This is a genomic window from Streptomyces sp. NPDC101151 (assembly GCF_044768335.1).
GTDB lineage: Bacteria > Actinomycetota > Actinomycetes > Streptomycetales > Streptomycetaceae > Streptomyces.
The window spans coordinates 1-25,332 of record NZ_JBIWPP010000050.1 but is presented as its reverse complement, the minus strand read 5'-3'; the positions used below and the strand labels follow the sequence as shown (position 1 = coordinate 25,332).

Below are 25,332 nucleotides of genomic sequence, written 5' to 3'. Positions count from 1 at the left end.
CAAGGGCACCCACTCCTGCTCGGTCACGGCGGTTGGTACGGCCGGCCTCAGGCCAGGCACGTAAGCGGACAACCGCCGTTGAAGGCGACCATGTCGCCGAGGGCGGCCGCTGCGTCGATGTCCCGGCCGAGCGGGCCGCCCTCCAACTCCGCGTACGCCCTGTGGAGGTTGCCGACCAGGCGCTCGGAGTCCAGCAGGCCGGCGTACGTGCCCAGGTCCGTTTCGCGGGCGGCCTCCAGAGGAGTGAGCCCGGCGTCCCGGCCCGCTCGGGCGGTGGCCTGGACGAATCGCAGATAGCCGAGCACGTCGTCGATCAGTTCGGGGCCCGCGACGGCGCCGTGCCCGGGGACGATGGTCGTCGCCCCCAGGGGCTTGATCACTTCCTCCAGGACCTGGACGGCACCGGCCACGGATCCCTGGAGGAGGAACGGCGTGCCGCCGTTGAACAGCAGGTCCCCGCTGAAGAGAACCTCGCGTTCGGGAATCCAGACGACGGAGTCGTTGGTCGTGTGGGCGGGTGCCCCGACGTGGCGTACGTCGGCGCGCAGGTCGTCGGCCCATACGGTGACGCTGTCTGTGTAGGTGAGGAACGGCGGTTCGAGGGTGACGTCGCCCCACTCGACCTCGGTCCAGAACGCTGCCGCGGCCCCCGGCCCGCCCCAAGCCAGAATGCTCGACCGGGTGGCTTCGTGCCCGACGACGGTCGCCCCGCCGAAGAGGTGATTGCCGAAGGTGTGGTCACCGTGATGGTGCGTGTTGATCAGAGTCCGTACCGGCTGCGGCGTGACGGTGGCGATCGCCTCCAGGTATGCCTGCGTGCGCCGCACCGTCGAGCAGGCATCCACGCTGATCACACCGCGCCGTCCGACGAGGAAGCCGGTGTTGTTGATCCACCAGCTGCCGTCGGGCTGGATGTAGGCGAAGACGTCCTCGCTGACCTCCTCCAGCCGCGGCGGAGGAAGGAGACCGACATCGTGGTGGACACTGCTCACTGCGCACTCCTGTCGCGATGAAGGGGGCTCATCCGGGGCGGCACCGCGCTGCCACACCTTGGCGGGCTCGTCGAACGCCGCTGGGATCATCCCATTGATGATCTGCCGACCGGTACCCCACGAGCCGGCCGCCGGGCACGGTCGGACCCTGCCCGGCAGTGATGCCGGTGACCTCCCCGAGCCCCGGCCTCACCTCGCCTCGGCCCCAAATGTGAAATGCCGTGAGACTTACGAGGAGATGGGCTGCCGAGATCTTCCACGGCACACGCGCATCATGCACAGTCAAGAGCCGCCGTGAACGGACCGGATCGAGCTCGTGGTGGCGGGTGCCTCCGTGCCTCCTTCGCGGTGCATTCGGACGCACCCCACTTCGTGGTCGGGAGGACAGCTGATGGAAGCTCACCGCCGCCCGCGGCCGAACGAGGCTGCCGGGGAGCCGGACGGAATCGGACGCCGAAGGTTCCTGGGGTACGTGGTGGCGGCCTCGACCCTGACCGTGGCGGCCCAGCTGGGCGAGACCGTATTCGCCCCCGCGGAAGCCGGGGCGGCTGTGCCTTCCGTGCCGGGGCCGGCCGAGATCTACGACCTCAACGACATGCTCACCCACGCCACCCTGCCCACAGCGAACCTGATCAGCATCCGCATCGACGCCGACGGCACGGCCTCCTTCGCCCTGCCCCGGGCCGAGGTCGGGCAGGGCATCACCACCTCCAGCGCCATGCTCATCGCGGAGGAGCTGGACCTGCCACTGGAGCGGATCCGCGTCTCCCTCGCCGACGCCCGGCCGGAGCTGGTGTTCAACCAGCTCACCGGCGGCTCCAACACGACGATCTCCACCTTCACCCCGATCCGGGTCGCGGCCGCCGTCGCCCGCGGCCGGCTCCTGAAGGCAGCGGCCCTGGAACTGGGGGAGGGGATCGACACGCTGACCGCCAAGGCGGGGGTCGTCGTCTCCACCGTGACGGGCCGGAGCTTCAGTTACGGGGAACTGGCCGAGAAGGCCGCCGCGGTGACGACCACGCAGGTGTCGGTCACTCTCAAGGAGCCGTCCGAGTTCGGGGTCATCGGGACCGCGCAGCGGCGCATCGACGCGCTCGAAGCGGTCACCGGCCGCAAGAGGTTCGCGATGGACCTGCAGGTGCCCGGCGCCCTGCCCACCATGGTGTGCAGGCCGCCGACGATCAACGGCACGGTCCGCTCGGTGGAGAACCTGGACGCGGTGCGGGCACTGCCCGGCATCACGGACGTCGTGACGGTCTCGACCGGCGTCGCCGTCCGTGGCCGCACCTTCGGGCAGTGCATCGACGCGGTCCGCGCCCTGAAGGTCACCTGGGGGCCGGGCACCGCGGACGGCAAGTCGGCCGCCACCGTGCGGGACGAGCTGCGCAGAGCCGAACTCCCGCTTCCCGCGCTCGATCTGCTCACCAAGTCCGTCGACGCCCGCTTCACCTTCCACTTCGCCAGCAACAGCGCGCTGGAGACCAACTGTGCGGTCGCCGACGTCCGGAAGGACTCGGCCGAGATCTGGGCCAGCCTGAAATCGCCGATCACCGCGCAGGAACAGATCGCGCTGAAGCTGGGACTGCCACCCACCGCGGTCAAGGTCCACGTCACCGAGGGCGGAGGCTCCTTCGGCCGGAAACTGTTCCACGACGCCGCCGCCGAGGCCGCCGAGATCTCCCGGGCGTTGGGCAAGCCGGTCAAGCTGATGTGGCATCGCACCGACGACTTCCGCCAGGGCCGCACCCACCCCATGTCCACCTCGCGGGCCCGGGCCACCTACGCGCTCGGCCAGGTGCTCACCTACGACCAGCGTCACACCTCCGTGGCCACCGACTTCGGCCATGGCGTCGGCGAGATCATCACCTCGGAAGCCGCGCGACTGCCCGTCGGTGACCTCGCCTTCTCCGAGACGATCTTCACGCTCACGCAGCAGACCCCCTACCGCTTCGGTCTCGTCACCCAGCTCCTGAGCGAGACCGACAAGGGCTTCAACACCGGTTCCATGCGCAACATCTACTCGCCCAACGTGCGATGCGCCCAGGAGCTGGTCGTGGACGAGCTGGCGAGACGGATGGGCAAGGACGCCTGCCGGTTCCGGCGCACCTTCCTCAAGGACGATCGGGCACGGGCCGTCCTGGACAAGGCCGCGGAGGTGGGTGACTGGGGCCGTGACATGCCCGCCGGCACGGCACAGGGCATCGCGATCCACCCCGAGTACCACGCGTACGTCGCGGTCCTCGCCGAGATCGACTGCCGGCCGCAGACCACCGGCCGCAGGGTCCGCGACGCCTACACCGGACCCCGTGTCACCAGGGTGGTCTGCGCCGTCGACGTGGGCCTGGCGGTCAACCCCCGTGGACTTCAGGCCCAGATGATGGGCGGCATCATGGACGGCATCGCCATCACGCTCAGCTCCGGCCTCCACCTCGACAACGGGCATTTCCTGGAAGGAAGTTGGGACAACTACTTCTACACCCGCCAGTGGAACACACCGCCGGAGCTGGAGATCGTCGTCATGCCGCCGACCACCGGACAGCCCGGTGGCGCCGGGGAGCTGGCCGTCGCGGGAGCGATGGCCGCCGTGGCCTGCGCCTACGGCCGAGCCACCGGAACGATGCCGACGACCTTCCCGATCAACCACGACGAGCCCCTCGGCTTCGAGCCGCTGCCCACCACGCCGCCCGTCCCCGCGTCGCCCACCGACGGCCTGAGCCGCGCCTACTAGGAGTCCACGTGCCCGAACACACCTTCATCCTCAACGGCAAGCCCGTGGTGGTGGACATCGAGGACGACGTACGCCTGCTGTGGGTGCTCCGGGACGTCCTGGGCGTCACCGGGCCGAAGTACGGCTGCGGGCTCGGCGTGTGCCAGGCCTGCACGAGTCACATCAACGGCAAGGCGTTCAACCCCTGTTCGGTGCCGGTCAAGGACATCGCGCCGGACGACGAGATCACCACCATCGAGGGCCTGCCCGCCACCGTCGGCAAGGAGCTGCACCCGATGCAGGAGGCCTGGCTCGAGTACGACGTCGCCCAGTGCGGCTACTGCCAGCCCGGCCAGATCATGACCGCCGTCGCCAAGGTGCGCCAGGCCCGGGACGAAGGGCGCGAGATCAGCGAGGCCGACCTCGACGAGATCCGCAACGTCTGCCGCTGCGGGACGTACCACCGCATCCGGGAGGCCATCGTGGCCGGCGCGAAGGGGTATTGAGGTGCTGCGCGCGGGGCCGCCCCTCAGCGCGCCCCACGTGGCCGTCGCCGCCACCGCCGAGGGCATGACACGGGTGGACGGCCGCTCGGCCCTGCCGGTTCGCGAGGCGTCCTGACGCTGCGGCACTGCCGACTAGCTGTGTCCCCGAGCGGGTGGGACGGGCGCCGTATCGCCGGAACGGCCGGACGAACCGGAGCCGGCGAGGTCGAGGAGCGTCATGGCGTCGTGGTCCGGGCTGCCGGGCGCCGCCATGTAGACGATGAGGCGCTGGCCTTGTGCGCGGTTCAGGGTCAGCCCCTCGTGCGAGAGCGTCATCGTGCCGACCTCCGGGTGCCGGAGCGTCTTCTCGCCGTCGCCGATCGTGCGTACCTCGTACCGTTCCCAGAGCCGGTTGAAGTCGGGGCTCTTGACGATCAGCTCACCCACGAGTGAGGCGAGATCCGGGGCATCCGGATCGGTGCCGGCGATCGCCCGCAACTGGGCGACGCACCCCTTGGCCTTCTGTTCCCAGTCCACCCACAGCTCGCGGGCGGCCGGGTGCAGGAAGGTGTACCGGACGGTGTTCCGCTGCCGCTCAGGCCAGTCGGCGATGCCGTGGAGCAGCCGCAGCCCGCCGGGATTGGCCGCCAGCAGGTCGTTGGTGCGGTTCACGACGTACGCCGGGTTGGGCCGGAGCGTCTCCAGAAGCTGGGTGACGGTCGGGCGGACTCGCCGCGACGGCAGGGGACGGGGCTCGGGAGCGCGCCGCGCCGCTCGCGCCGCCAGTTCGCGCAGGAAGCCGCGCTCCTCCGCGTCGAGGCGGAGCGCGTCGGCCAGCGCCTCGACCACGGAGGGGCTCGGACGGGTCTCCTTGCCACGTTCCAGACGTACGTAGTAGTCGATGCTCACACCGGCCAGCGCCGCCAGTTCCTCCCGGCGCAGACCCGGCGTGCGGCGTGTGCCGGTTCTGGCGGGCAGCCCGACGTCCGCCGGGCGTACGTCGCCACGGCGAGCCCGCAGGAACTTCCCGAACTCGGTCATGTCGTCAGTATGCCAGCGCGTGATCACGGGCCAGGCCCGGAGACTGGCCCTGTCACACCCCCCTGTGGCGCACCCTGGAGGATCACGGTCTGCCCCGCCCTCGCGAGTCCGACCAGCCTGGACGGATGACCAGTCATGCACCAGCCCGCGCGTCACAGGATGTCCGGCACCGCACGGCCGCACCCAAGCTGATCCTGGCGACCACGTTCATGGGCATCTTTCTCCTCAATCTCGACGCCATGGCGATGAACGTGGCACTGCCGGGGATCGGGCGGGACTTCGGCGGCAGCACGGCGGGACTGCAATGGATCGTGGACGCCTACACGCTGATGTTCGCCGCGCTCCTGCCTTCCGCGGGCACGCTCTCCGACCGCGTCGGGGCGAGCCGGGTGTTCGGCGCCGGCGTCGCGGGCTTCACGGTCGCCTCGGCGGCGTGCGGACTGGCGCCGGGTCTGGGCGAGTTGATCGCAGCCCGCCTGGTCCAGGGGAGCGCGGCGGCGATCATGCTGCCCTCCTCGCTGGCCCTCGTCCGGCAGGCCTTCCCGGACGCGGCCGAACGGGCACGGGCCATCGCCCTGTGGACCGTCGGCGGAGCCGTCGCGATCGCCGCTGGCCCGGTGGCCGGCGGGGTGCTGTCCAGCACCCTGAGCTGGCGGGCGATCTTCGTCGTCAACCTGCCCGTCGGCATCGCCACGCTCGCGGTGTTGACCCGTGCGGAGCGCTCACCGCGCCGTGCCGCGCCGCTCGATCCGTTCGGCCAGCTCATGGCGATCGCCGCGCTCGCGGCGCTCACCTTCGCGGTGATCGCCGCAGGGGAGAACGGCTTCGGCGAGCCCGTGGTGCTGGGCTGCCTGGCGCTCGCCGTTGCGGCGACGGCCGCGTTCATCATGATCGAGGCACGTACCGCCGCGCCGATGGTCCCGCTCGACCTCTTCCGTTCGCGCACGGTGACGGGTTCGGTCGCGATCGGCTTCGTCGTCAATGCCGCTTTCTACGGGCTGGTGTTCGTGCTGAGTCTGTTCTTCCAGGACGTTCTGAACCTGTCCGTCATGGCCGCGGGGCTGATGTTCCTGCCGATGATGGCCGTGATCGCCGGAGCCAACCTGGCCTCGGCCAGGGCTGCGGCACGCTTTGGGCCGCGGATGCCGATCGCCGTGGGACAAGCGATCTGCGCGCTGGCGATGTTCGGTCTGCTCCGGCTGGACGAGGGGACCAGCAGACCAGTGATCGCGGCGATGCTCGTCCCGGTCGGTCTCGGCGTAGGTTTCGCCGTACCGTCCCTGACCGCCGTCGTGCTGAACGACATCGCCGCGGACCGGGCCGGAATGGCGGCCGGGATCCTGAACTCCTTCCGGCAGACGGGCGGCGCGCTCGCCGTGGCCGTCTTCGGTGCCTTGGTCGCTGACCGGGGTGAGTTCATGGGGGGCCTGCGGGTCGCCCTGTGTGTCGCGGTGGTGATGCTGGTGGCCACCACGGCCGTGGCCCTCATGCTGCCGCGCGGCCGTGCCTGACGGGACTCTGCGGGGACGTCCGGCGTGCGGGACCCGATCGAGCGGGACCCGATCGAGCGGGACCCGACGAGCCCGGTCCCGACGGAGGCGTGAGGTGGTCCACCCGCGTGTGCGACGCTGGAGTTCTGGTCACCACAGTGGCTCCTTGCCGTCGCACGGCGTCGACGTCACGCCGTCCCGCGGCCGAGGTGTCCGACGACCGGAAGCGGTGAGTGTGGATGAGCCCCAGCTTCGCCGGCGGCCCGCACTCCGCGCGGGCTGCTCCCGGCCATGGGCCCGCCGTTTCCAGGCAGGAGTTCGACGCACTCTTCGAGGCGGTCCGCACCTGGGGCCGCTGGGCCGAGGCGGACCGTGGTGCATGGAACCGGGTGACCGCGGAGCGGGTGCGGCGGGCCGCGACGCGGGTGCGGTCCGGGACGGTCGTTCCGATGGGGCTGCCCTGGAACACCCGGGTCGGCCCCGACAACCGCAAGCCGGCCGTGCACTGCATGACCGATCTCGGTGATGTGGAGCCGCCAGAGCCCTCCACCCACAAGGACTTCATCGCCGCGGACTACCACGGCAAAGGCGTCACCCATCTCGACGCCCTGTGCCACATCGCCTACCGGGGGCGCCTCTACGACGGCCGGACGGCGAGCGAGGTCGTCGACGCCGCGGGCGCCCGCTTCGGTGCGGTCTCGGCGCTGGGGGCGCTCGTCACGACGGGTGTGCTGCTCGACCTCCCCGCTGTCGCCGGGATCCACTGGCTGGAGCCGGGGCAGGCGGTGCACGCGGAGGACATCGTCGCGGCGGAGAAGGCCCTGGGCGTGACGATCGGCGAGGGAGACGCGGTGCTGCTGCGCTCCGGTCACGTCCGCCGCCGGGAGGAACTGGGTGCCTGGGATCCCGACAGGGGGAGCGCGGGCCTTCATGTGGACGCCGTACCGCTGCTGGCCGAGCGCGGTATCGCGCTGCTCGGCGCCGACGGCGACAGTGATGTACGGCCCTCGCCCGTGGAGGGCGTCCATTCGCCGGTCCATGCCCTGGCCGTGGCGGCGATGGGGGTGCCGCTGCTGGACAACCTCGACCTGGAGGCACTGGCCGTCGCGGCTGCCGAGGCGAGGCGGTACGAGTTCCTGCTCGTCCTGTCACCGCTGAACGTACCGGGCGGGACGGGCTCGCCCGTCAATCCGGTCGCGGTTCTTTGATCAACGCTCGCGTCGGCCACGGTATGCGTCTGCGAACAGTCACTGCCCGATCGCCGGACGTGACCGGCTTTGCCGCCCATGACTCACGCCCGTTATGACCGTATTCTCATCAATGCCCGGTTTTTTACGGAAACGGCGAGTAATGCTAGCGCGAGCGAGGCGAAGCGTGGTTCGGTCCGGCGGGGATCCGACGCCCACGAGGCGCGTGACGGGCGGCGGAGGGCCCGTCCGCAGCCGTGAGCGCTTCCTGCAGGGTGACGCTGTCGAGCCAGGCGTACGGTCGCCGATCCTGGGCTCCTGGCAGCGCTGCCGGTCCCTGGGGCTTTCGCCCGACCAGTCCGACCTTCCCTTCCGTGAGGATGTCGACACGGACAGCAGGCTCGTCCGCGCGGCCGCTCCGGTGCTCGACCGGTTGCAGTCGAGATTCGCCGGCAGCGCGATGAACATCTCCCTCGCCGACGCGAGCGGGACCGTCCTTTTGCGCCGCTTCGGACGGGCGTCTTTGGCCAGAACCCTCCCCGCGATCCAGCGCGTCCCGGGATTCGTGTTCGCCGAGCAGTACGCCGGGACCAACGGCATCGGTCTCGCGCTGGCGGAACGTCGGCTGATCCGGGTCTTCGGCGCCGAGCATTTCGCCGAGCGCGCCCAGGGAAGCGCCTGCCGTGCGGTTCCGGTCCGCGACCCGCTGAGCGGGCGCATCGAAGGCGTCCTGTGTCTGGGCTATCCGCGCGGCGCCGAGGATCCGCGGCTCGCCACTGTGATCCGCAAGGCGGCCGAGGCCGTCGAACGGCGGCTGCTGGGGCAGAGTTCCGTACGCGAGCGTGCGCTGCTGCGGGCCTATCTGGGCGCCCGGACCGGTGCTGTCGCGGGCCTTCACCAGCGGATCGGCGTGGACGTACTGGCCCCCGAACTGCATCCCTGTGACCGGGCCGTTCTCCTGGAGCGGGCCACAGAGCTGATCTCCGGCGCCCAGCGGGCCGCGCTGGACGTGAGCCTGTCCGACGGCCGTCGGGTCACGCTCGTGGGCCGGCCGACGACCAGTGCCTCCGGCGTTGAGGGCATGGTCATCGAAGCCGTTCTCACCGGGCCCTCGCCCCCGCCACCCGTCGCCATCCCGTACCAGGGCGACGAGGTCGTCGACAGCGCGCAGGTCGCGGCGGCCCTTCCCGTCGTCCTGTCGCCCGGACACGGTGCCGTCCTCCTGGTGCCGGCCCGTCTCTCCGCCGGCCCGGTGCCCGGTCGCCACGCCGGAGCCGCGCCGGTGCCGGACGGCATGGACGGCGACCACGGCGCCGCCGCGGCTCATGGGGCGGAGCCGGGGCTCGGCGGCGCGGCCCATGGGGCAGGGCCGGGACTCGGCGGCGCGGGCGGTGAGACGATCATGGCCACCGCCGGTGGCGGGAGGGACCGTCCCGCCGACTCCCGGCCGACGGCGCGAGGGCTCGTGCTGGTGGGGGAGCCGTACGTGGGCGAATACGCCCTGGCGGCGCGCCGACGCCTGGAGCTGCTGTCCGAGGCCAGCGCTCGCATCGGCACGACCCTGGACGTACGCCGCACCGCCGAGGAACTGGCCGAGACGGCGATTCCGCGACTGGCCGACTTCGTCACGATCGACCTGCCCGAGGCCGTACTGCGGGGCGAGGAGTCCGCCGACCCGCTCGGTGACCTGCGGCGCACGGTGGTGCGCGGTATCCGCGACGACCTTCCCTTCAACCCGGTCGGCAAGCGGATCGACTTCGGCCCGACCACGCCGCAACTGCAGTGCCTGACCACTGGGCACGCGGTCCTGGAGCCGGATCTGAAGGTCGCCGCGGGCTGGCTCGCCCATGATCCCGAGCTCAGCGAGCAGCTCCTGGCCACCGTCCACTCCCTGATCACCGTCCCCCTGGTCGCCCGCGGCGTCATCCTGGGTGTGGCCAGCTTCTACCGCTCGCAGGACCCTGCCCCGTTCGGGGACGACGACCGCTCGCTGGCCCAGGAACTCGCCGCGCGCGCCGCCCTGTCCATGGACAACGCCCGGCGCTACACGCACGAACGCGCCATGGTCCTGGCCCTGCAGCGCAGCCTGCTCCCGCAGGGCCTGCCCGATCTGGACGCCGTCGAGGTCGCCCATCGCTATCTGCCCGCCGAATCCGACGTGGGCGGCGACTGGTACGACGTCATCCCGCTCTCCGGTACGCGCGTGGGCCTCTTCGTCGGCGACGTCGTCGGCCACGGCATGTTCTCCGCCGCCACCATGGGCCGCCTGCGGACCGCCGCACGCAGCTTCGCCGAACTCGACTTCCCGCCGGACGAAGTCCTCGCCCATCTCGACAATGTCGTGGGGCGCCTGGACCGGGAGGATCCCGAGGTCGCGGACCTCGGCATCATCGGAGCGACCTGTCTGTACGCCGTCTATGACCCGACCTCGCAGCAGTGCACCATGGCCCGCGCCGGTCACCCCCTGCCCGCGCTCGTCCAGCCCGACGGCACCGTGTCGTTCCCCGATCTGCCCGCCACGCCCCCTCTCGGCCTCGGCGGCCTGCCCTTCGAGACGGCCGAGATCCACCTTCCGGAGGACAGCCGGCTGGTCCTGTACACCGACGGACTCATCGAGGACCGCCATCGCGACGTCGACGACGTGCTCGACCACCTGTGCGGCGCTCTGGGGCACCCCGAGCACACCCCCGAGGAGACCTGTCAGATCATTCTGGATCTCGTGGCGCCCGACCACCCCTACGACGACATAGCCCTGCTCGTCGCCCGTACCCACGCCATGGACCGCGCGCGGATCGCCACCTGGGACCTGGCCGCCGATCCGGCCCTGGTCGGTGAAGTCCGTGCGGACGCCCTCCGGCAGGTGGCCGACTGGGGGCTCGACGAGGCCGCGTTCGCCGCGGAACTGATCCTCAGCGAGCTGGTCACGAACGCGGTCCGCCACGGTTCGGGACCCATCCGGGTCCGGCTGCTGCACGCCCGCAACCTGATCTGCGAAGTCTCCGACACCAGCAACACCGCCCCGCACATGCGCCGCGCGGCCAGTACCGACGAGGGCGGCCGCGGTCTGTTCCTCGTCGCGCAGCTGTCCCGCAGCTGGGGCGCGCGCTACACCGCCGACGGCAAGGTCATCTGGGCCGAATGCGCACTCGACGCAGCCTGACGACCGACTGACCTGAAATTCCACGATTTGCTCCGTTAATATCCCTTGCACATAAGGGATGAATCAACCAGGTCGAATCTCCGGAGATGTCCGTGCACGACGCTCCACCCCTGGTCCGTATGCGCGGGCTCGGCAAGCGCTTCGGCGGAACCGTCGCGCTGGCCGGGGTCGACCTCGACGTCCGTGCCGGCAGTGTCCTCGCCCTCCTCGGCCCCAACGGTGCCGGAAAGTCCACACTCATCAAGGTGCTCGCGGGCGTCCATCACGCCGACGCGGGGCAGATCACCGTGGCCGGACACCCGCTCGGCACCCGGGACGCAACCCGCAGCATGTCCTTCATCCACCAGGACCTCGGACTGGTCGAGTGGATGACGGTCGCCGAGAACATCGCGCTGAGCACCGGATATCCCCGCCGCGCCGGACTGATCTCCTGGCGACGCACCGAAGAGCGCTGCACCGACGCCCTGCGGATCGTCGCAGCACATCTCGACCCCGAGACGACCGTCTCCCAACTTGACCCGGCCGAACGCTCGTTGGTCGCCATCGCCCGAGCCCTCGCGGCCCGGGCGAAGCTCGTCGTCCTCGACGAACCGACCGCCCGTCTCCCCGCGGTGGACTGCGCCCGGCTCTTCGGCGTCCTGCACGCCCTGCGCGACCGGGGACACGGCATCCTCTACGTCACCCACCGCCTGGACGAGGTGTACGAAGTGGCCGACACCTTCGCCGTCCTGCGCGACGGCCGCCTCGTCGGCCACGGCCCGCTCGCGGGCCACAGCCCCGCACGTCTGGTCCGCGACATCGTCGGTGAGGAACCGGCGGATCTCCGCAGCCCCGCCCGGGTTCCTGCCGGCGGTCCGGCCGTCCTGGTTCTCGACCACGTACGCACCCCCGGTGCCGGACCGGTCAGCCTGGAACTCGCGCCCGGGGAAATCCTGGGCCTGGTCGGCCTGACGGGCGCCGGACACATGGACCTGGGCCGAGCCCTCGCCGGCGCCCGGCCCCTCCTCCACGGGCGGGTGCTCCTCGGCACCCGGCCCTACCACCCCCGCAACGTCGCCGACGCCGTCGGCCTCGGCGTGGGCCTCGTGTCCGCAGACCGACAACGCGAGGGCTGTGCCGCCGAACTGACGGTACGGGAGAACTTCCTGGCCAACCCCCGCGTCGGCGGCCTGCCGGCGCTGCGCTGGATCAGCCCCCGCCGGGAACGCGCCGCCGCCTCCGTCCTGATCGACCGCTTCTCGGTGCGTCCCCGCGACAGCGAGATCCCCATCGCCACCCTGTCCGGCGGCAACCAGCAGAAGGTCATGATCGGCCGGTGGCTGCCCGCGGGCCTGCGCCTGCTGATCCTCGAGGAACCGACGGCGAGCGTGGACATCGGCGCGCGGGCCGTGGTCCACCGGCTGCTCGACCAGGCGCTGGCCGCCGGTCTCGCGGCCCTTCTCGTCTCCACCGACTTCGAGGAGGTCACCCATGTGTGCACACGCGCCCTGGTCTTCGTCCGCGGATCCGTGACGGCCGAGCTGAGCGGCGCAGCCCTGACCGTCGCCGGGCTCACCCGAGCCGCCTCCGCCCTGCCCGGCCCCGGAACCGCGACCGCCTCGTGACCGCGTCCCCGTCCTCGCCCCGACCGCGGCGGCACCGGCCGGGCGGACACCTCGTCGCGGCCTACGGCCTGCCGGCCCTCGCGGTGCTGCTCGTCCTGGTCTTCACCCTCGCCCTGCCCCGCACCTTCCCCACCCGGGAAACCGTCGACTCGATCCTGTCCACCCAGTCGATCCCGGCCCTTCTCGCGCTTGCCGCCATGGTCCCCATCGTGACCCGGGCGTTCGACCTCTCCCTCGGCTACGGCCTCGGTCTTGCCCATGTCATGACGCTGCAGCTGATCGTCAACGCACACTGGCCGTGGCCGCTCGCCTGCCTCGCGGTACTCGCCGGAGCGGGGATCGTGGGCGTCCTCAACGGCGTCATCGTCGAGTTCGGGCAGATCGACTCCTTCATCGCCACGCTCGGCACCGGCAGCATGCTCTACGCGGTGACCGGATGGATCACCGGCGGTGCCCGCATCGTCCCCGGCCCCCAAGGACTGCCCGCCGCCTTCACCGACCTCTACGACTCCACGCTCCTGGGCCTGCCCGTCCCCGCCTTCTACGTGCTCGCCCTCGGCGCCGTCCTCTGGTTGGTACTGGAGCGGCTGCCGCTCGGCCGCAGCCTGTACGTCGTCGGATCCAATCCGCGCGCCGCCGACCTCCTCGGCATCCCGACCCGCAGGTACACGGTCTACGCCTTCACCGCATCGGGGCTGATCACCGGCTTCGCCGGGGTCCTCCTCGCGGCCCAGTTGCAGGTCGGCAATCCGAGCGTCGGCCTGGACTACCTGCTGCCCGCCTTTGCCGGTGCCCTCCTCGGCTCCACCGCCGTCAAACCCGGCCGCCCCAATGCCCTCGGCACGCTCGTCGCCGTCGCCGTCCTCGCCGTCGGCCTCACCGGCATCGCCCAGCTGGGCGGCGACTTCTGGACGACCCCGCTGTTCTACGGCGGCACTCTGCTCCTCGCCGTCGGTCTGGCCGGTTACGCGGCTCGCCGCCGCCTGCGCACGGGCACCGCCGCCCGCGACCTGCTCACCGGGCCGCCCCCGCCCCCGAACCGGCACGGAGGTGCACAAGGCACCACCCCGTGACCGCAGCCGCGTCCTGCCGCTCACCCCTTGGGAGGAGTTCCCGTGTACGCCAACCGCAAGGCCGGTCCGGGCCCCGTCAAGGCCCGGTGCACCGCCGTAGCCCTGCTGGCAGCAGCGGCACTCACCCTCACCGGCTGTGAACGCGGCTCCTCGGGCGGCCCGGCGGACTCCACCACCGGCCCGGCCGGCTGCCCCGCGGTCCAGGCCAGGGCCCGGGCAGAGGTCCGACAGGCGGAGAAGACGGACATGCCCTGGGACGGACCGAGGACCGGCCCCACGGCGGTGTCCGGCAAGACCGTCGTCTACGTCGCCCAGACCATGACCAATCCCGGAGTCGCAGGCGCCGCGAACGGCGTACGCGAAGCCGCGCACGTCATCGGCTGGAACGTCCGGGTCATCGACGGCGGAGGTACCCCCGCCGGCATCCAGGCGGCCATGAGCGAGGCCGTGGCCCTCAAGCCGTCGGGCATCGTCGTCGGAGGCTTCGACCCCAACTCGACCTCGCAGCAGGTCGTCCGGGCCAACGAGGCGCGCATCCCGCTCGTCGGCTGGCACGCGCTCGCCGCCCCCGGCCCCAGCCGGCGCCCCCTGCTCTTCGCCAACGTCACCACTCGGGTGCAGGACGTGGCTGCCATCAGCGCCCAGTGGGTCATCGCGCACTCCAACGGCCACGCCGGGGTCGTGCTCATCACCGATGCCTCGATCCCCTTCGCCAGGGACAAGTCCGAGCTGATCCGCAAGGAACTCGCCTCCTGCGAGGGCGTGCGGCTGCTCGCGTACGAGAACATCCCCATCGCGGACGCGAGCAGCCGCACCCCGCGGGAGATCTCCTCCCTCCTCTCCCGTTTCCAGAGCAGATGGACCCACTCCGTCGCCATCAACGACCTGTACTTCGCCGACGCCGCACCCGCCTTCCGCGCCGCCGGCCGAAAGGGCTCCGGCCCACCCTTCAACATCGGCGCCGGCGACGGCGACCCGTCCGCCTTTCAGCGCATCGAGAGCGGTCAGTATCAGACCGCCACCGTGCCCGAGCCGCTGTCCCTGCAGGGCTGGCAGATCGTCGACGAATTCAACCGCGCCTTCTCCGGCCGACCCGCGAGCGGTTACGTCGCCCCCGTCCACCTGGCCACGGCCGCCAACAGCCGCCACGCGACGACCTGGGACCCGCCGGGCTACCGGGACGGCTACCGAGAAATCTGGGGGCGGTGACCGAGTGAAGCTCGCCGCTACACCGGGATCTGGTGCCGGTGCAGCAGGTAGCGGCAGGTGTCGGCCACGTCCTGGTCGCTCAGTGCCGAGTCGCAGACGACCGCGGCGGCCACGAGGCCCTGCAAGGCGTGACCGTGGTCGGCGCGGTAGCCGAGCACCGGCGTGGACCAGCCGACAGTGCGGACCCGGTCGTCCCTTCGCAGTTCGTACGGGTATCCGTTGACGAAGGTCCGGAGCTTGCGGGCCGGGCCCGCCGTGGAGCGCACGGCGTACACCGCCCAGTCGTTGTCCGACTCGGCAGTGCGCGACATGAGCAGGAAGTCGAGCTGCCAGCCCTGCCCGTAGCTGCGCAGTGAACCGGGCCGGCCGGGGGCCGAGTCGAAGGTGGGCAGGCGCTTCGCGACGAAGAACCACGTCGCGGCGCCGGTGGTGCCCCGCAGGGCGGGAAACTCGTACACACCGCCGGTGAAGCGCAGGGCTGCGAGGCCGTTCACGGCCCCGGTCTCGAACACGGCCGCACCGCCCGCCGGGGTGCCGTGGCTGCGGGCCGGGCTCAGGTCGGTGAACTCGGTCACGAGTGCCCCGTCCCGTAAGGGGCTGCCGTGGGTGTCCCGCAGGGCATCGGCGCGGTAGTAGCCGATGAGGCCGGGGAGCTTCGGCAACGGGTCGTCCGGCGGGGCCAGGAGCGGTGGGGCCGACGCCGGGGGAGGCACCGCGCCGATGCCGATCCTGGCCGAGGCGCCGGGGGTGGCCGTGTTGATGACCAGAGCTTTTCCCGCGGGTGGAAGGCCTTCGTAGAGGCCCTGCCACAGGGGACCGTCCACTGCGATCAGGGCCGGCATTCGGGGGTCGGCGTGATGGTTGAAGGACCGTTCGGCCTTGCACCAGCCCGCTCCCTTGTGGGAGTCCGGCAGGGCCCCGCGCTCATTGCTGACCAGCCGGATCGCGACGGCGTGCTCGCCTCCGGCGCTGCCGACGCAGTCGCGTACGGTCAGCTGGGTCGGTCCGCCGATGTCGTCCGCGAGGCTCGCCCAGATGTAGCTGTCGCGCGGCAGATCCGCACCGAAGTCCTCGAAGTCGATCAGCCAGTTGTCGAGCACCGCTTCGGTCTGGAACAGCTTGACGGCCGACTCACAGACGGCGGAGTCGCTGCAGGAGACATTGCCGTAGGTGACGCGGGACCTGAGAGCCTTGAACGCGGAGCGCCCGTAGTAGCCCAGCGCCAGATTGTCGGCCGTGGTGTTCTGGAAGAAGCCGTAAATGGCGCAGTCGGTCTGGTGCTCGAACCGGCAGGAGGCCAGCGACACCGGGTAGTTCGCGCCGAAGTGGTGCGAACTCAGCCCCTGCGCGCCGAATTCCACCACCATGTCGTCCAGCGAGAAGCTGTACACGAGCCCGAGTCCGATGGCCTGCCCGTAGTGCGTGGGATTCGGGGCGAACGAGAATCCCTTGATGTTCAGCTTCTCGCACCCGTTTCCCTCGACGTACTCCACGAGCTGGTCCGGGACGAAGAATGCACGCCCGAACGATCCTCCGTCCCCTTCCCACAGAATCTGCAGATCGGGCACGCCTGCGGCGCTCTTGTGCACCGGCTCCCTCATCGTCAGGGCACCGAAGGCACCGGGCTCGACGGTGAGGCACCGCCGGTCGTTCACCTTGCCGTTGGTGTCCTCCTGTTCCTGCCCCTCCGCCAGGACGCGGTAGCGCAGGGTGTCGGAGAACCGCAGCGCGCCGAAGGTCAGGTCGACCGGATTGTTCTCACTGCCGGGCAGCCCGGCCCGGCCGGACGAGTTCGGACCGATGGCGGCGAGCCGGAACGGGGCGTACCAGTTGGGGACGAACGCCAGGTCCTTGCCGGGCTCCTGCGGTGTCCAGTCGTCGTTGACCAGCGAGAGATCAGGCTGGACTTGTACCCGTTGTGTCGCCTGCCGTCTGTTGGTCCAGGCCGTCACGGTGCGGGCGTCCAGGTCGAGCTGGAAGGAACAGCGCAGCACGGGCTGCGCGGGGTCGAAGGGGATCCGGATCTCACGGTGCAGCCCGTCGGTCGTCCGGAAGACGAAGACGACAGCCGGCGGGGTCTCGTGCGCATTGACGTAGGCGTAGAAGGGGGACGGCGCACGGAACGCGTCGACCATGCCGAACAGGGGCTGCACGGACCACGGCATGGCGTCGTTGCGCACCACGAGATCCACCGTCAGCTGACGGACGCCCGACCAGTAGGCGCCGTCCGTCGGGCCGAACTGGAACGGCGAGCAGGGGAGGGTCACCGTGGCCTCGCTCGTCGGCCCCCCGGCCACCGGGGAGGGGACGCGCGTGCGGCAGCCCCACCGCTGGTCGGTGACGGAGGCATCGAGCATGCCGCTCAGGTCCGCCCAGTGACCGTCACTCAGCGGCTGCCCGTGGGTGATCCGACGGAGCCCGAAGGTCAGTGGGGGCGTGGCCCCGATGGCCTGCAGCGCACTCGCCCTCCTGTCCTCGCCGACGATGCGGACCCTGTTGCGGTCGACCATCACCGAGCGCACGAACTCATAGGGCTGCGGGGCGGCGGGAACGAAGACGACTCCGCCCGCGTTCTCGTCCAGCGCGTCGACGGCCTTCTGGAACGCGTCCGAACAGGTGAGTCGGCCGGCGGGGCCGGGAACGGCGCCGAAGTCGCGGACATTGACGAATACGGGGGCTGGAGATGCCATGAACCGAGGCTGTCCATGCCCGGTGCGGGGCAAACGGTGGTGAACCGTTACAACGGCCGACAAGGCCGGTGAGGGTGAGGTGCCTGTCCGGTCACGGTCCGGGCTCTCCAGGGATCGGAAGCCTCGCGGATCGTGGCGACCTCTGATGGGGCAGTTGCACCACGTCCTGCCCGGCCTGCCACGACGTGGGCGGTGGACTCAGCGGCCGTCGTCCCCTGCGTTTGCTGCGGGGCGTGCGCTGGGGCCACCACAGGACATAGGCGGCGGAGCCGAGCGCGAAGGCGAGGCGGATGAAACCCTGGGCGGAATCGGACGGGACCAACAGGGCGCTGCCGTAGAGGGAGATGAGGGCGATCCAGCTGACCCAGGGGACCAGGTGGCGCTGGCCGATCGAGTCCCAGATGAGGGTGCCGAGGAGGACCGAGGCGTTGTAGTACGTGTACACGCTCGGGTCCAGGACGATACGGGCATCGGCAGCCAGTAGCACGACCGCCGGCCAGCGGTGCCGGCGCACGGCCAGTGTGCCCAGGGCGATACCGAGGGCCATTTGGGCCGGACGGTCCCACCAGGGGGTGGCGGCGTCGTGCACGCCGATCCAGCGGAGGGCGGACGCGGGTTGGTTGGGAATGGTGAAGCGGGCCGCCGCCAGGGTCTCCAGGTGGGTGAGATAGAAGGGGAGCCAGGCGGCAGCCACCAGGCCGGCCGTCCATGCGGCGGAGCGCACGCGCACCGGGCGTGGCAGCGCCAGAAGGAGGGGCAGGAAGCCGACCGCCCAGGGTTTGGAGTCGACCGCCAGCGCCAGGAAGACGCCGACCGAGGTGGCATTGCCCCGGACCAGCGCGCGCACGGCCAACGTGGTGAAGAACAGCGCCAGGACGTCGTCGAGATGCGCGAAACGCACCGCGACCTCCACCCACATGGGGATGAAGGCCGCCCCGGCGATCAGCACGCGCTGCTGGAGGCGCTTGTGGTTGAGCCCGGTGCCCCGGTAGTGGTCGGCGGCGGCGCGGCCGACCAGCACCAGGATGTACAGGCCCAGTCCCGACATGAAGGCGTCGGCGAGCTTTTCGCCCACCTCGGCGGGGAACGGTTCGAACAGCGCGGCGACCAGGAAGCTGACCGGGCCGATCTGCAGCTCGGGGTGGTTGGCGTAGAGCGCGAGGCCGCCACCTGGCGTCTGGCCGAAGAGCAGTTGCTGGCCGGTTCTCAGATAGTGCCAGGACACGGCCCCATGGCGTTCGGCCACAACGAACCAGACGGCCGTCCACAGGGTCAGCAGAGCGTGGTGCCACCGCAGCGGCGAGCGCCCGATCCGGCCGATGCGCGTTCGGTCCCTGCTCTCCCTGGGCACGGCCTCCGGCGTCTCCCGGTTCCGCACGTTCCGTCCTTCCCCTCCGCCCGCCTCCGGCGTGGGGACGGCCGAGGACCCGGGCACTGCGCGGCGTCAACCCTCTAGAGGGGTATCGAACGCGGTGGGTTCCTCAACTCGTGTCTCCTGCGGGCCTGTAGGCCCCTCCCCGGCTTTGGTGACGCCCCGCCCCCGGCAACGGCGTACCGGTGCACATGGGACGTGAGGCCATGTCAGCCGCGGCGGCGCCTGGCGGCTGCCCGCAGTTCCCGGCGCAGCCGCCCGGGGATCCAGCCCGCGTCGACGGCCCGCCGGAGGGCGTCCGCCTGCGAGGGCGGTGCGAGGCCGTCCACCGGCGGGTCGAGGTCCAGGCCGGTGGGGAAGGGGTAGCCCTCGGCGGTGGCGGCGACCACGTGGCGCAGCCAGTCCTCCGAGGCGCCCTCTGCCTTGCAATCTCGCCACGCTGGACGGGTTCGACGCCCTGGGGCGGTCGTGTGCCGTCTTCATCGCCCACGACCTCGACCACGACAACATGCGTCTGCTGCGGGAGCGCCGCCTTTCCGCGGTGCTTCACCACGACCTGCGCCAGGACGTGCGCCGTGCCTGTCAGGCGATCATGCGGGCCCACAAGGCACTGCCGGACGACGGGCCGATCCTTCCGTCGGCGATCCAGGTGGTCACACCGTTCAACCTGCCGCCCGATGTCCCTCACGTGCCGTACCCAGGGTGACCGGCCACCACGAGCGGAGGTACGGCCCGGCCCGCCCTGGTCGGAAATCCGCGGAAAGCCGGTCTCTGATGTCGATTTTCCGGGCTTCGGCGGGCGGTGGCTGGCTCCGGGCCGGCGGCGGTGCGGAAAGTGAGGCCCGTCAATCGAACCCCCGTGCCCAGCGCCCCTGGTGCTGCACGGCTCCTGGTGCTGCAAGGGAGAGTTTCCGTGAATGCCACGACCATGGCGAACGCGCCACAGGAACGGCGAGCCGCCACGCTCGTCATGGCCTGTATCGGCGTCTTCGTGGCCTACCTGCCGGTGACCACGGTTTCGGCGAGCCTGCCGGCCATCCAGCGGGCGCTGAACACCTCGACCTCCCAACTGTCCTGGGTCTCCGACGCGTTCGTCCTGCCGATGGCCGCCCTCATCCTGACCGCGGGCGTGTTCGGTGACGTCCACGGCCGCAAGAAGGTCTACCAGGCGGGCCTCGCCCTCAGCGCCCTGGGCGCCCTCCTCGCCCTGTGTGCCCAGTCCGTCCAGGTCGTCTGGGCCGGACAGGCCATCGCCGGACTGGGCTCGGCCGCCCTGCTGCCCACCACTCTCGCCCTGATCAGTCACGCCGTCCCCGACCCGCGTGAGCGCGGCAAGTTCATCGGCCTGTGGGCCACGTCCCTCACCGCCGCCCTGGCCCTGGGCCCGGTCATCGCCGGCACCATCCTCGATCACTACGCCTGGCGCTGGATCTATCTCCTCGCCATCCCGGCGTCGCTGCTCGCCATGGCCTTCGCCGCCAGGCTCCTGACCGACTCCCGGGCACCGGGCAGCCGTCGTCTCGACTGGCCCGGCCAGATCACCGCCGCCCTCGCGATCACCGCACTCGTCTACGGGATCATCGAAGGCGGAGCCGGGTCCTTCACCGACGTCGAGGTCATGGTGGCGCTGTCCACCGCCGTCGTCGCAGCCGTCGCGCTGGTCCTGGTGGAACGCGGCAGCTCCAGCCCGATGCTGGACCTCACGCTGTTCCGCAGCCCGGCCTTCACCGCCACCACCCTGATCGCCATGATCAACTTTCTGGGCCTGATCGGGTTCTTCTTCGCCCTCAGCCTCTACTTCGGCATGGTCCAGCACCTGTCCACCCTGGACGCCGCCTGGCGCCTGCTCATGGTGACCATGGTCCCGCTCCTGCTCGGTGCCCCCGTCGGCCGGCTCGTCCACCGTGTCTCGCCGCGCGTCCTCATTCCGGGCGGCCTGCTGCTCACCACGGCCGCCCTGCTGGCGCTGACCGACATCGGCGCGCACACCTCGTTCGGATCGCTGGCCTGGCGGCTCGCCCTGCTAGGACTCGGCATGGCCTTCGTCATCACCCCGATGACCGCCACCGCGGTCGGCTCGGTGCCGTTCCACCAGGCGGGCATGGCCGCCGCGGGCAACAACGCCTTCCGTCAGGTCGGCGCCGCTCTCGGCCCGGCCGTCCTCGGCGCCCTGCTGTCCACCAAGGCCCTCGACACCCTGCCCGGCCACCTCACCGACGCCGGCCTGAACGGGCCGACCGTGCAGCAGGTCAGGACGGTCGCCGACCACGGCGGACTCGGCGCTGTCGGCGGGCTCGACCTCGGTGCGGACACGCCCCGCGTCCTGGGCGCGCTGTCCGAGGCCTTCCTGGACGGCCTGCACCTCTGCCTGATCGTGTCGGCCGCACTGACCCTGCTCGCCGCTGCCGTCGGGGCACTCCTGCTGCGCCGCCCGCAGTACACGGCACCGCGCCGGACCCCCGGCCCCCGTCAGGCGGCCGCAGCCGAAGGCCCGGTCGGCACGGGAACCCAGAGGCACGGCGAAGCCTCCTCCCTTGCGGGCAACCACACCGGAGGGTGAGACCCGACGTGCCGGCCAGGCGTACCGAGCGGAACGCCGGCCCGGTACCGGCGCCGTCCGTGGGGACGGGTACGGCGCCGCACCGGGGCCCGGGATCACGCACCAAGATCCCGGGCCTCGCGACACGGCAGGAGCCGACCGCGGCGACACCACGCTCCCCGTACCGTCGACCGACGACCGTATCCCGCCCTGGACCAGGAGGGCCGCCCGTGGATCCCCAGCCTCTCGACGCACTGGACCTGAAGCTGCTCCAGGCCCTGCAACTGGACGGGCGGGCGCCGTTCAGCCGTATCGGCGAGGTGCTCGGAGTGTCCGACCAGACCGTCGCCCGACGCCTCCGGCGGCTGCGCACCACGGCAGGCCTGCGAGTGGTCGGCATGGTCGACGAGACCCGGCTCGGCCGGGCCAGCTGGATCGTCCGGCTGCGCTGCACCCCCGATGTGGCCGAGCAGCTGGCCACCGCGCTGGCCCGTCGCTCCGACACCACCTACATCAACCTCATCTCCGGCGGCACCGAGGTCCTGTGCGCCATGAGGCCCCGCAGCCGGCAGGACCGCGACGAACTCCTCTTCGACCGACTGCAACGCACCCCGCGTGTCGTCTCCGTCAGCGCCCACTGTCTGCTCCACATGTTCTACGGCGGCCCGCTCGGCTGGCTGGACAAGATCCAGGCGCTCGATGCGGACGAGGAAGAGGCGTTGCGTCCGCCGCGCATCGAGCCGGATGACGCCCCCGTCCACCTGGACGAGGTCGACGAGGCCCTGGTGGCCCTGCTCCGCCGCGACGGGCGGGCCACGTTCAGCGAACTGCAGACCGCGACCGGCCAGTCGGAATCCGTCGTCAAGCGACGTGTGGAACGTCTGCGCGTCTCGGGCGCCCTCTACTTCGACGTGCAGCACGACAGCGCCTCCCTCGGTCTCGGCGTGGGCGCGATGCTGTGGCTCACCGTGGCGCCCTCCGCCCTCGCCGACGTCGGACACGCGCTCGCGAAACACCGCGAGGTCGGCTTCGCCGCGGCGACCACGGGCCAGGCCAACCTGGTTGCGTCCGTCGCCACCGCGGGCACCGGCGAGCTCTATCACTACCTGAGCGAGAAGATCGGAGCCCTCCAGGGCGTTCAGTCCGTCGAATCGACCCTCACCCTGCGCCAGGTGAAGCAACTGACGTACGAACCGACTCGTTGACGGGTGAGAATATTCAACTCTTTGAATATTCTCGTCTGCTGTTAAATTGGGCTCCATGGCTCTGCGCAATGCGGTGATGGCCGCGCTCTTGGAGGGTGAGGCGTCCGGATACGACCTCGCGAAGGGGTTCGGGTCCTCCGTCGCCAACTTCTGGATGGCCACCCCGCAGCAGATCTACCGGGAACTCGAACGCATGGAGGGCGACGGTCTCGTCGCCGCTCGCACCGTCCAACAGGAGCGCAGGCCCAACAAACGGCTCTACTCGCTCACCGAGGCCGGCTACGAAGCCGTGCACGCCCACACGGCCGAGCCTCCCGCCAAACCGACCGCGATCAGAGACGAACTGCTGGTCAAGGTCCAGTGCGTCGACGTCGGGGATCTCCAGGCCGTTCGTACGTCCATCGCCCAGCGCATGGAGCTGGCCGCCGCCAAAGTGGTCCGATTCGAGCGCACCCGGGAACGACTGCTTGCCGGCCGCACCGAGGACGAGTACTTCGACACCGCCGAACGCATCGGCCCCTACCTCACCTTGCTGCGCGGCCTGTCACTGGAAGAGGACAACCTCCGGTGGGGCGAGGTCGCTCTGAAGAGGCTCGATCAGCGCGCCGCGGCACTCGCCGGGCTGCAGCGCGGAGGGCGGCCGGCCCGCCCGCAGTGAGGTCCGGGCCGCGGTGTGCAGATCGGGCCGCGGTGTGCGGATGGGCAGCCTGCGCGGTCATGCGAACGTCACCTCGGCGGTGAGGCAAGGACGGCCGTGCTGCCGGAACTCCTGGCGCCACCCCGTGCCCGCCGCCCGCCGGCGCCGGCGCGACGTGCGGACCTCCGGTGGAGCGACGGCCCCACCATGGACGGAGCCATCGACGGAGACTTCCGGCAAGGAGCGTCATCACATCATGAGCACCCTCGACATCCTGTCCGACGAGGAACAGTTCATCGTCCGGACGGTGCACGACTTCGTCGACAAGGACGTCAGGCCGGTCGTCAGGGAACTGGAGCACGCCAACACCTATCCCGAGGCGCTCATCGACCGGATGAAGCAACTCGGCATCTTCGGCCTGGCCGTCCCGCAGGAGTACGGGGGCGCACCCGTCTCCGCACCCTGCTACGTCCTGATCACCGAGGAACTGGCGCGCGGCTGGATGAGCCTGGCCGGCGCGATGGGCGGCCACACGGTGGTCGCCAAGCTGCTGCTGCACTTCGGCACCGAGGAGCAGCGGCGACGCTACCTGCCACGGATGGCCACCGGCGAGATCCGGGCGACGATGGCCCTGACCGAGCCCGGCGGCGGCTCCGACCTGCAGGCCATGCGCACCGTCGCGCGCCGGGCAGCCGACGGCTATGTGGTCAACGGTGCGAAGACCTGGATCACCAACTCCCGCCGCTCGCAGCTGATCGCCCTGCTGTGCAAGACGGACCCGGAGGCGAGCCCGGCGCACCGGGGCATCTCCGTCCTGCTGGTCGAACACGGTCCCGGGCTCACCGTCCCGCGCGACCTGCCCAAGCTCGGCTACAAGGGCGTGGAGAGCTGCGAGCTGGTCTTCGAGGACTACCGGGCGCCGGCCGACGCCGTACTCGGCGGGGGCGAGGGCCAGGGCTTCGCACAGATGATGAAGGGCCTGGAAACGGGACGCCTGCAGGTCGCCGCCCGCGCGCTCGGTGTGGGCCGGGCGGCGCTGGAGGACGCGCTCGCCTACGCCCAGGAGCGCGAGTCGTTCGGCAAACCGATCTGGCGACACCAGTCCATCGGCAACTACCTCGCCGACATGGCCACTTCGCTGACCGCGGCACGCCAGCTGACCCTGTACGCGGCCCGAGAGGCGGAGGCGGGCCACCGGGTGGACATGGAGGCGGGCATGGCCAAGCTGTTCGCGTCCGAGACGGCCCTCCAGATCGCCCTCAACGCCGTCCGCATTCATGGCGGTTACGGCTACTCGACGGAGTTCGACGTCGAGCGCTACTTCCGTGACGCGCCGCTGATGATCGTGGGCGAGGGCACGAACGAGATCCAGCGCAATGTCATCGCGGCCCAGCTGGTGAAGCGGGGAGGACTCGACGCATGACCTTGGTCGGCTGCGCGGAACAGGTGCCCGACGGGTCGGCCCTCTACCGGAGATGACGTTCACCGGTCATGGATCCACGGGAAACGGAACATTCCCCGTCGCAAGGTGCGGCCGCGACAGGCGGAGCCTTAGGACGCGCAGATCAATAACCCGTGGCTTTCCAGTCGACGGTTCGTTGGTCTGGCATGAGTGGGTTGGACGTGCAACGGGCGGCTCTGGCGGTGAAGTTCGCGGCGATTCTGCCGCACTTGGACGAGCGGCAGCGTCGTCTGCTGATAGGGGCGGAAGCCCGATCGCTCGGTCACGGCGGGATCAGGACGGTTGCCCGCGCCGCAGGCGTTCGTGAGGGCACTGTGTCGCTCGGTGTGCGAGAACTTGAGTCCGGTGAGGCCCCGCTGGGACGTGTCCGCCGGGCCGGCGGTGGTCGTAAGCGACTGGTCGACCGCGAGCCGGCCCTGCGGGATGCCCTCTTGGCTCTCGTCGAGCCCGATGTGCGCGGAGATCCCATGTCACCGCTG

16 protein-coding genes and 3 pseudogenes are annotated in these 25,332 nt (G+C 70.9%); 14 read left to right on the top strand and 5 right to left on the bottom strand.

Translation table 11 applies throughout. From position 1 onward, the window contains the following. Positions 1 to 47: 47 nt before the first annotated feature. The gene (locus tag ACIRU3_RS42700; RefSeq protein WP_404068960.1) at positions 48 to 992 is read right to left on the bottom strand and encodes an MBL fold metallo-hydrolase; all 945 of its coding nucleotides are present in this window, start codon (positions 990 to 992) and stop codon (positions 48 to 50) included. A 391-nt stretch (positions 993 to 1,383) separates the two neighbouring features. Here ACIRU3_RS42700 and ACIRU3_RS42695 point away from each other — a divergent pair, with 391 nt between their 5' ends. Beyond that, positions 1,384 to 3,720 (top strand): molybdopterin cofactor-binding domain-containing protein, encoded by a 2,337-nt coding sequence (locus tag ACIRU3_RS42695; RefSeq protein WP_404068958.1) that lies wholly within the window; start codon positions 1,384 to 1,386, stop codon positions 3,718 to 3,720. 8 nt (positions 3,721 to 3,728) lie between these two features. Beyond that, complete coding sequence (locus tag ACIRU3_RS42690; protein WP_404068956.1) at positions 3,729 to 4,205, top strand: (2Fe-2S)-binding protein; 477 nt, start codon at positions 3,729 to 3,731, stop codon at positions 4,203 to 4,205. Between the two features lie 132 nt (positions 4,206 to 4,337). Here ACIRU3_RS42690 and ACIRU3_RS42685 read toward each other — a convergent pair whose 3' ends face one another. Beyond that, positions 4,338 to 5,225, bottom strand: coding sequence for a helix-turn-helix domain-containing protein (locus tag ACIRU3_RS42685; protein ID WP_404068953.1), 888 nt, complete (start codon positions 5,223 to 5,225; stop codon positions 4,338 to 4,340). A 125-nt stretch (positions 5,226 to 5,350) separates the two neighbouring features. On the opposite strand from ACIRU3_RS42685, the gene ACIRU3_RS42680 reads away from it, so the two are divergent. From ACIRU3_RS42680 to ACIRU3_RS42655, 6 genes are all read left to right on the top strand, one after another. Next, positions 5,351 to 6,736 carry an MFS transporter gene (locus ACIRU3_RS42680; RefSeq protein ID WP_404068951.1) on the top strand — a complete coding sequence of 462 codons (1,386 nt, stop codon included), beginning with the start codon at positions 5,351 to 5,353 and terminating at the stop codon, positions 6,734 to 6,736. Between the two features lie 218 nt (positions 6,737 to 6,954). After that, positions 6,955 to 7,923, top strand: coding sequence for a cyclase family protein (locus ACIRU3_RS42675; RefSeq protein ID WP_404068948.1), 969 nt, complete (start codon positions 6,955 to 6,957; stop codon positions 7,921 to 7,923). Between the two features lie 166 nt (positions 7,924 to 8,089). Then, on the top strand, positions 8,090 to 11,062 hold the full coding sequence (locus tag ACIRU3_RS42670) for a SpoIIE family protein phosphatase (RefSeq protein ID WP_404068945.1): 2,973 nt from the start codon (positions 8,090 to 8,092) through the stop codon (positions 11,060 to 11,062). A gap of 86 nt (positions 11,063 to 11,148) precedes the next feature. After that, on the top strand, positions 11,149 to 12,666 hold the full coding sequence (locus ACIRU3_RS42665) for a sugar ABC transporter ATP-binding protein (RefSeq protein ID WP_404068943.1): 1,518 nt from the start codon (positions 11,149 to 11,151) through the stop codon (positions 12,664 to 12,666). After that, the gene (locus ACIRU3_RS42660) at positions 12,663 to 13,739 is read left to right on the top strand and encodes an ABC transporter permease (RefSeq protein ID WP_404068941.1); all 1,077 of its coding nucleotides are present in this window, start codon (positions 12,663 to 12,665) and stop codon (positions 13,737 to 13,739) included. The genes ACIRU3_RS42665 and ACIRU3_RS42660 overlap by 4 nt, the downstream gene beginning before the upstream one ends. Before the next feature lie 42 nt (positions 13,740 to 13,781). Further along, on the top strand, positions 13,782 to 14,948 hold the full coding sequence (locus ACIRU3_RS42655) for a substrate-binding domain-containing protein (protein WP_404068939.1): 1,167 nt from the start codon (positions 13,782 to 13,784) through the stop codon (positions 14,946 to 14,948). Positions 14,949 to 14,965: 17 nt separating this feature from the next. Here the strand turns inward: ACIRU3_RS42655 and ACIRU3_RS42650 are convergent, their stop codons facing one another. The 3 genes and pseudogenes from ACIRU3_RS42650 to ACIRU3_RS42640 form a co-directional block, all read right to left on the bottom strand. After that, positions 14,966 to 17,638 carry a hypothetical protein gene (locus ACIRU3_RS42650; protein WP_404068936.1) on the bottom strand — a complete coding sequence of 891 codons (2,673 nt, stop codon included), beginning with the start codon at positions 17,636 to 17,638 and terminating at the stop codon, positions 14,966 to 14,968. A 91-nt stretch (positions 17,639 to 17,729) separates the two neighbouring features. Next, positions 17,730 to 18,959: a hypothetical protein gene (locus tag ACIRU3_RS42645; RefSeq protein WP_404069024.1), complete on the bottom strand. Its 1,230-nt coding sequence runs from the start codon at positions 18,957 to 18,959 to the stop codon at positions 17,730 to 17,732. Between the two features lie 260 nt (positions 18,960 to 19,219). Beyond that, a pseudogene (locus ACIRU3_RS42640) lies at positions 19,220 to 19,435 on the bottom strand (phytanoyl-CoA dioxygenase); the annotation flags it as partial. A 2-nt stretch (positions 19,436 to 19,437) separates the two neighbouring features. Between ACIRU3_RS42640 and ACIRU3_RS42635 the strand changes: the two are divergent. The 6 genes and pseudogenes from ACIRU3_RS42635 to ACIRU3_RS42610 form a co-directional block, all read left to right on the top strand. Then, a pseudogene (locus ACIRU3_RS42635) lies at positions 19,438 to 19,716 on the top strand (LacI family transcriptional regulator); the annotation flags it as partial. A gap of 222 nt (positions 19,717 to 19,938) precedes the next feature. Next, complete coding sequence (locus ACIRU3_RS42630) at positions 19,939 to 21,570, top strand: MFS transporter (protein ID WP_404069021.1); 1,632 nt, start codon at positions 19,939 to 19,941, stop codon at positions 21,568 to 21,570. A 209-nt stretch (positions 21,571 to 21,779) separates the two neighbouring features. Beyond that, positions 21,780 to 22,754: an Lrp/AsnC family transcriptional regulator gene (locus ACIRU3_RS42625; RefSeq protein ID WP_404068934.1), complete on the top strand. Its 975-nt coding sequence runs from the start codon at positions 21,780 to 21,782 to the stop codon at positions 22,752 to 22,754. Positions 22,755 to 22,809: 55 nt separating this feature from the next. Then, on the top strand, positions 22,810 to 23,412 hold the full coding sequence (locus ACIRU3_RS42620) for a PadR family transcriptional regulator (protein WP_404068932.1): 603 nt from the start codon (positions 22,810 to 22,812) through the stop codon (positions 23,410 to 23,412). A gap of 235 nt (positions 23,413 to 23,647) precedes the next feature. Further along, positions 23,648 to 24,814: an acyl-CoA dehydrogenase family protein gene (locus tag ACIRU3_RS42615; RefSeq protein WP_404068929.1), complete on the top strand. Its 1,167-nt coding sequence runs from the start codon at positions 23,648 to 23,650 to the stop codon at positions 24,812 to 24,814. 185 nt (positions 24,815 to 24,999) lie between these two features. Continuing rightward, positions 25,000 to 25,332: pseudogene (locus ACIRU3_RS42610) on the top strand (ISAzo13 family transposase); the annotation flags it as partial.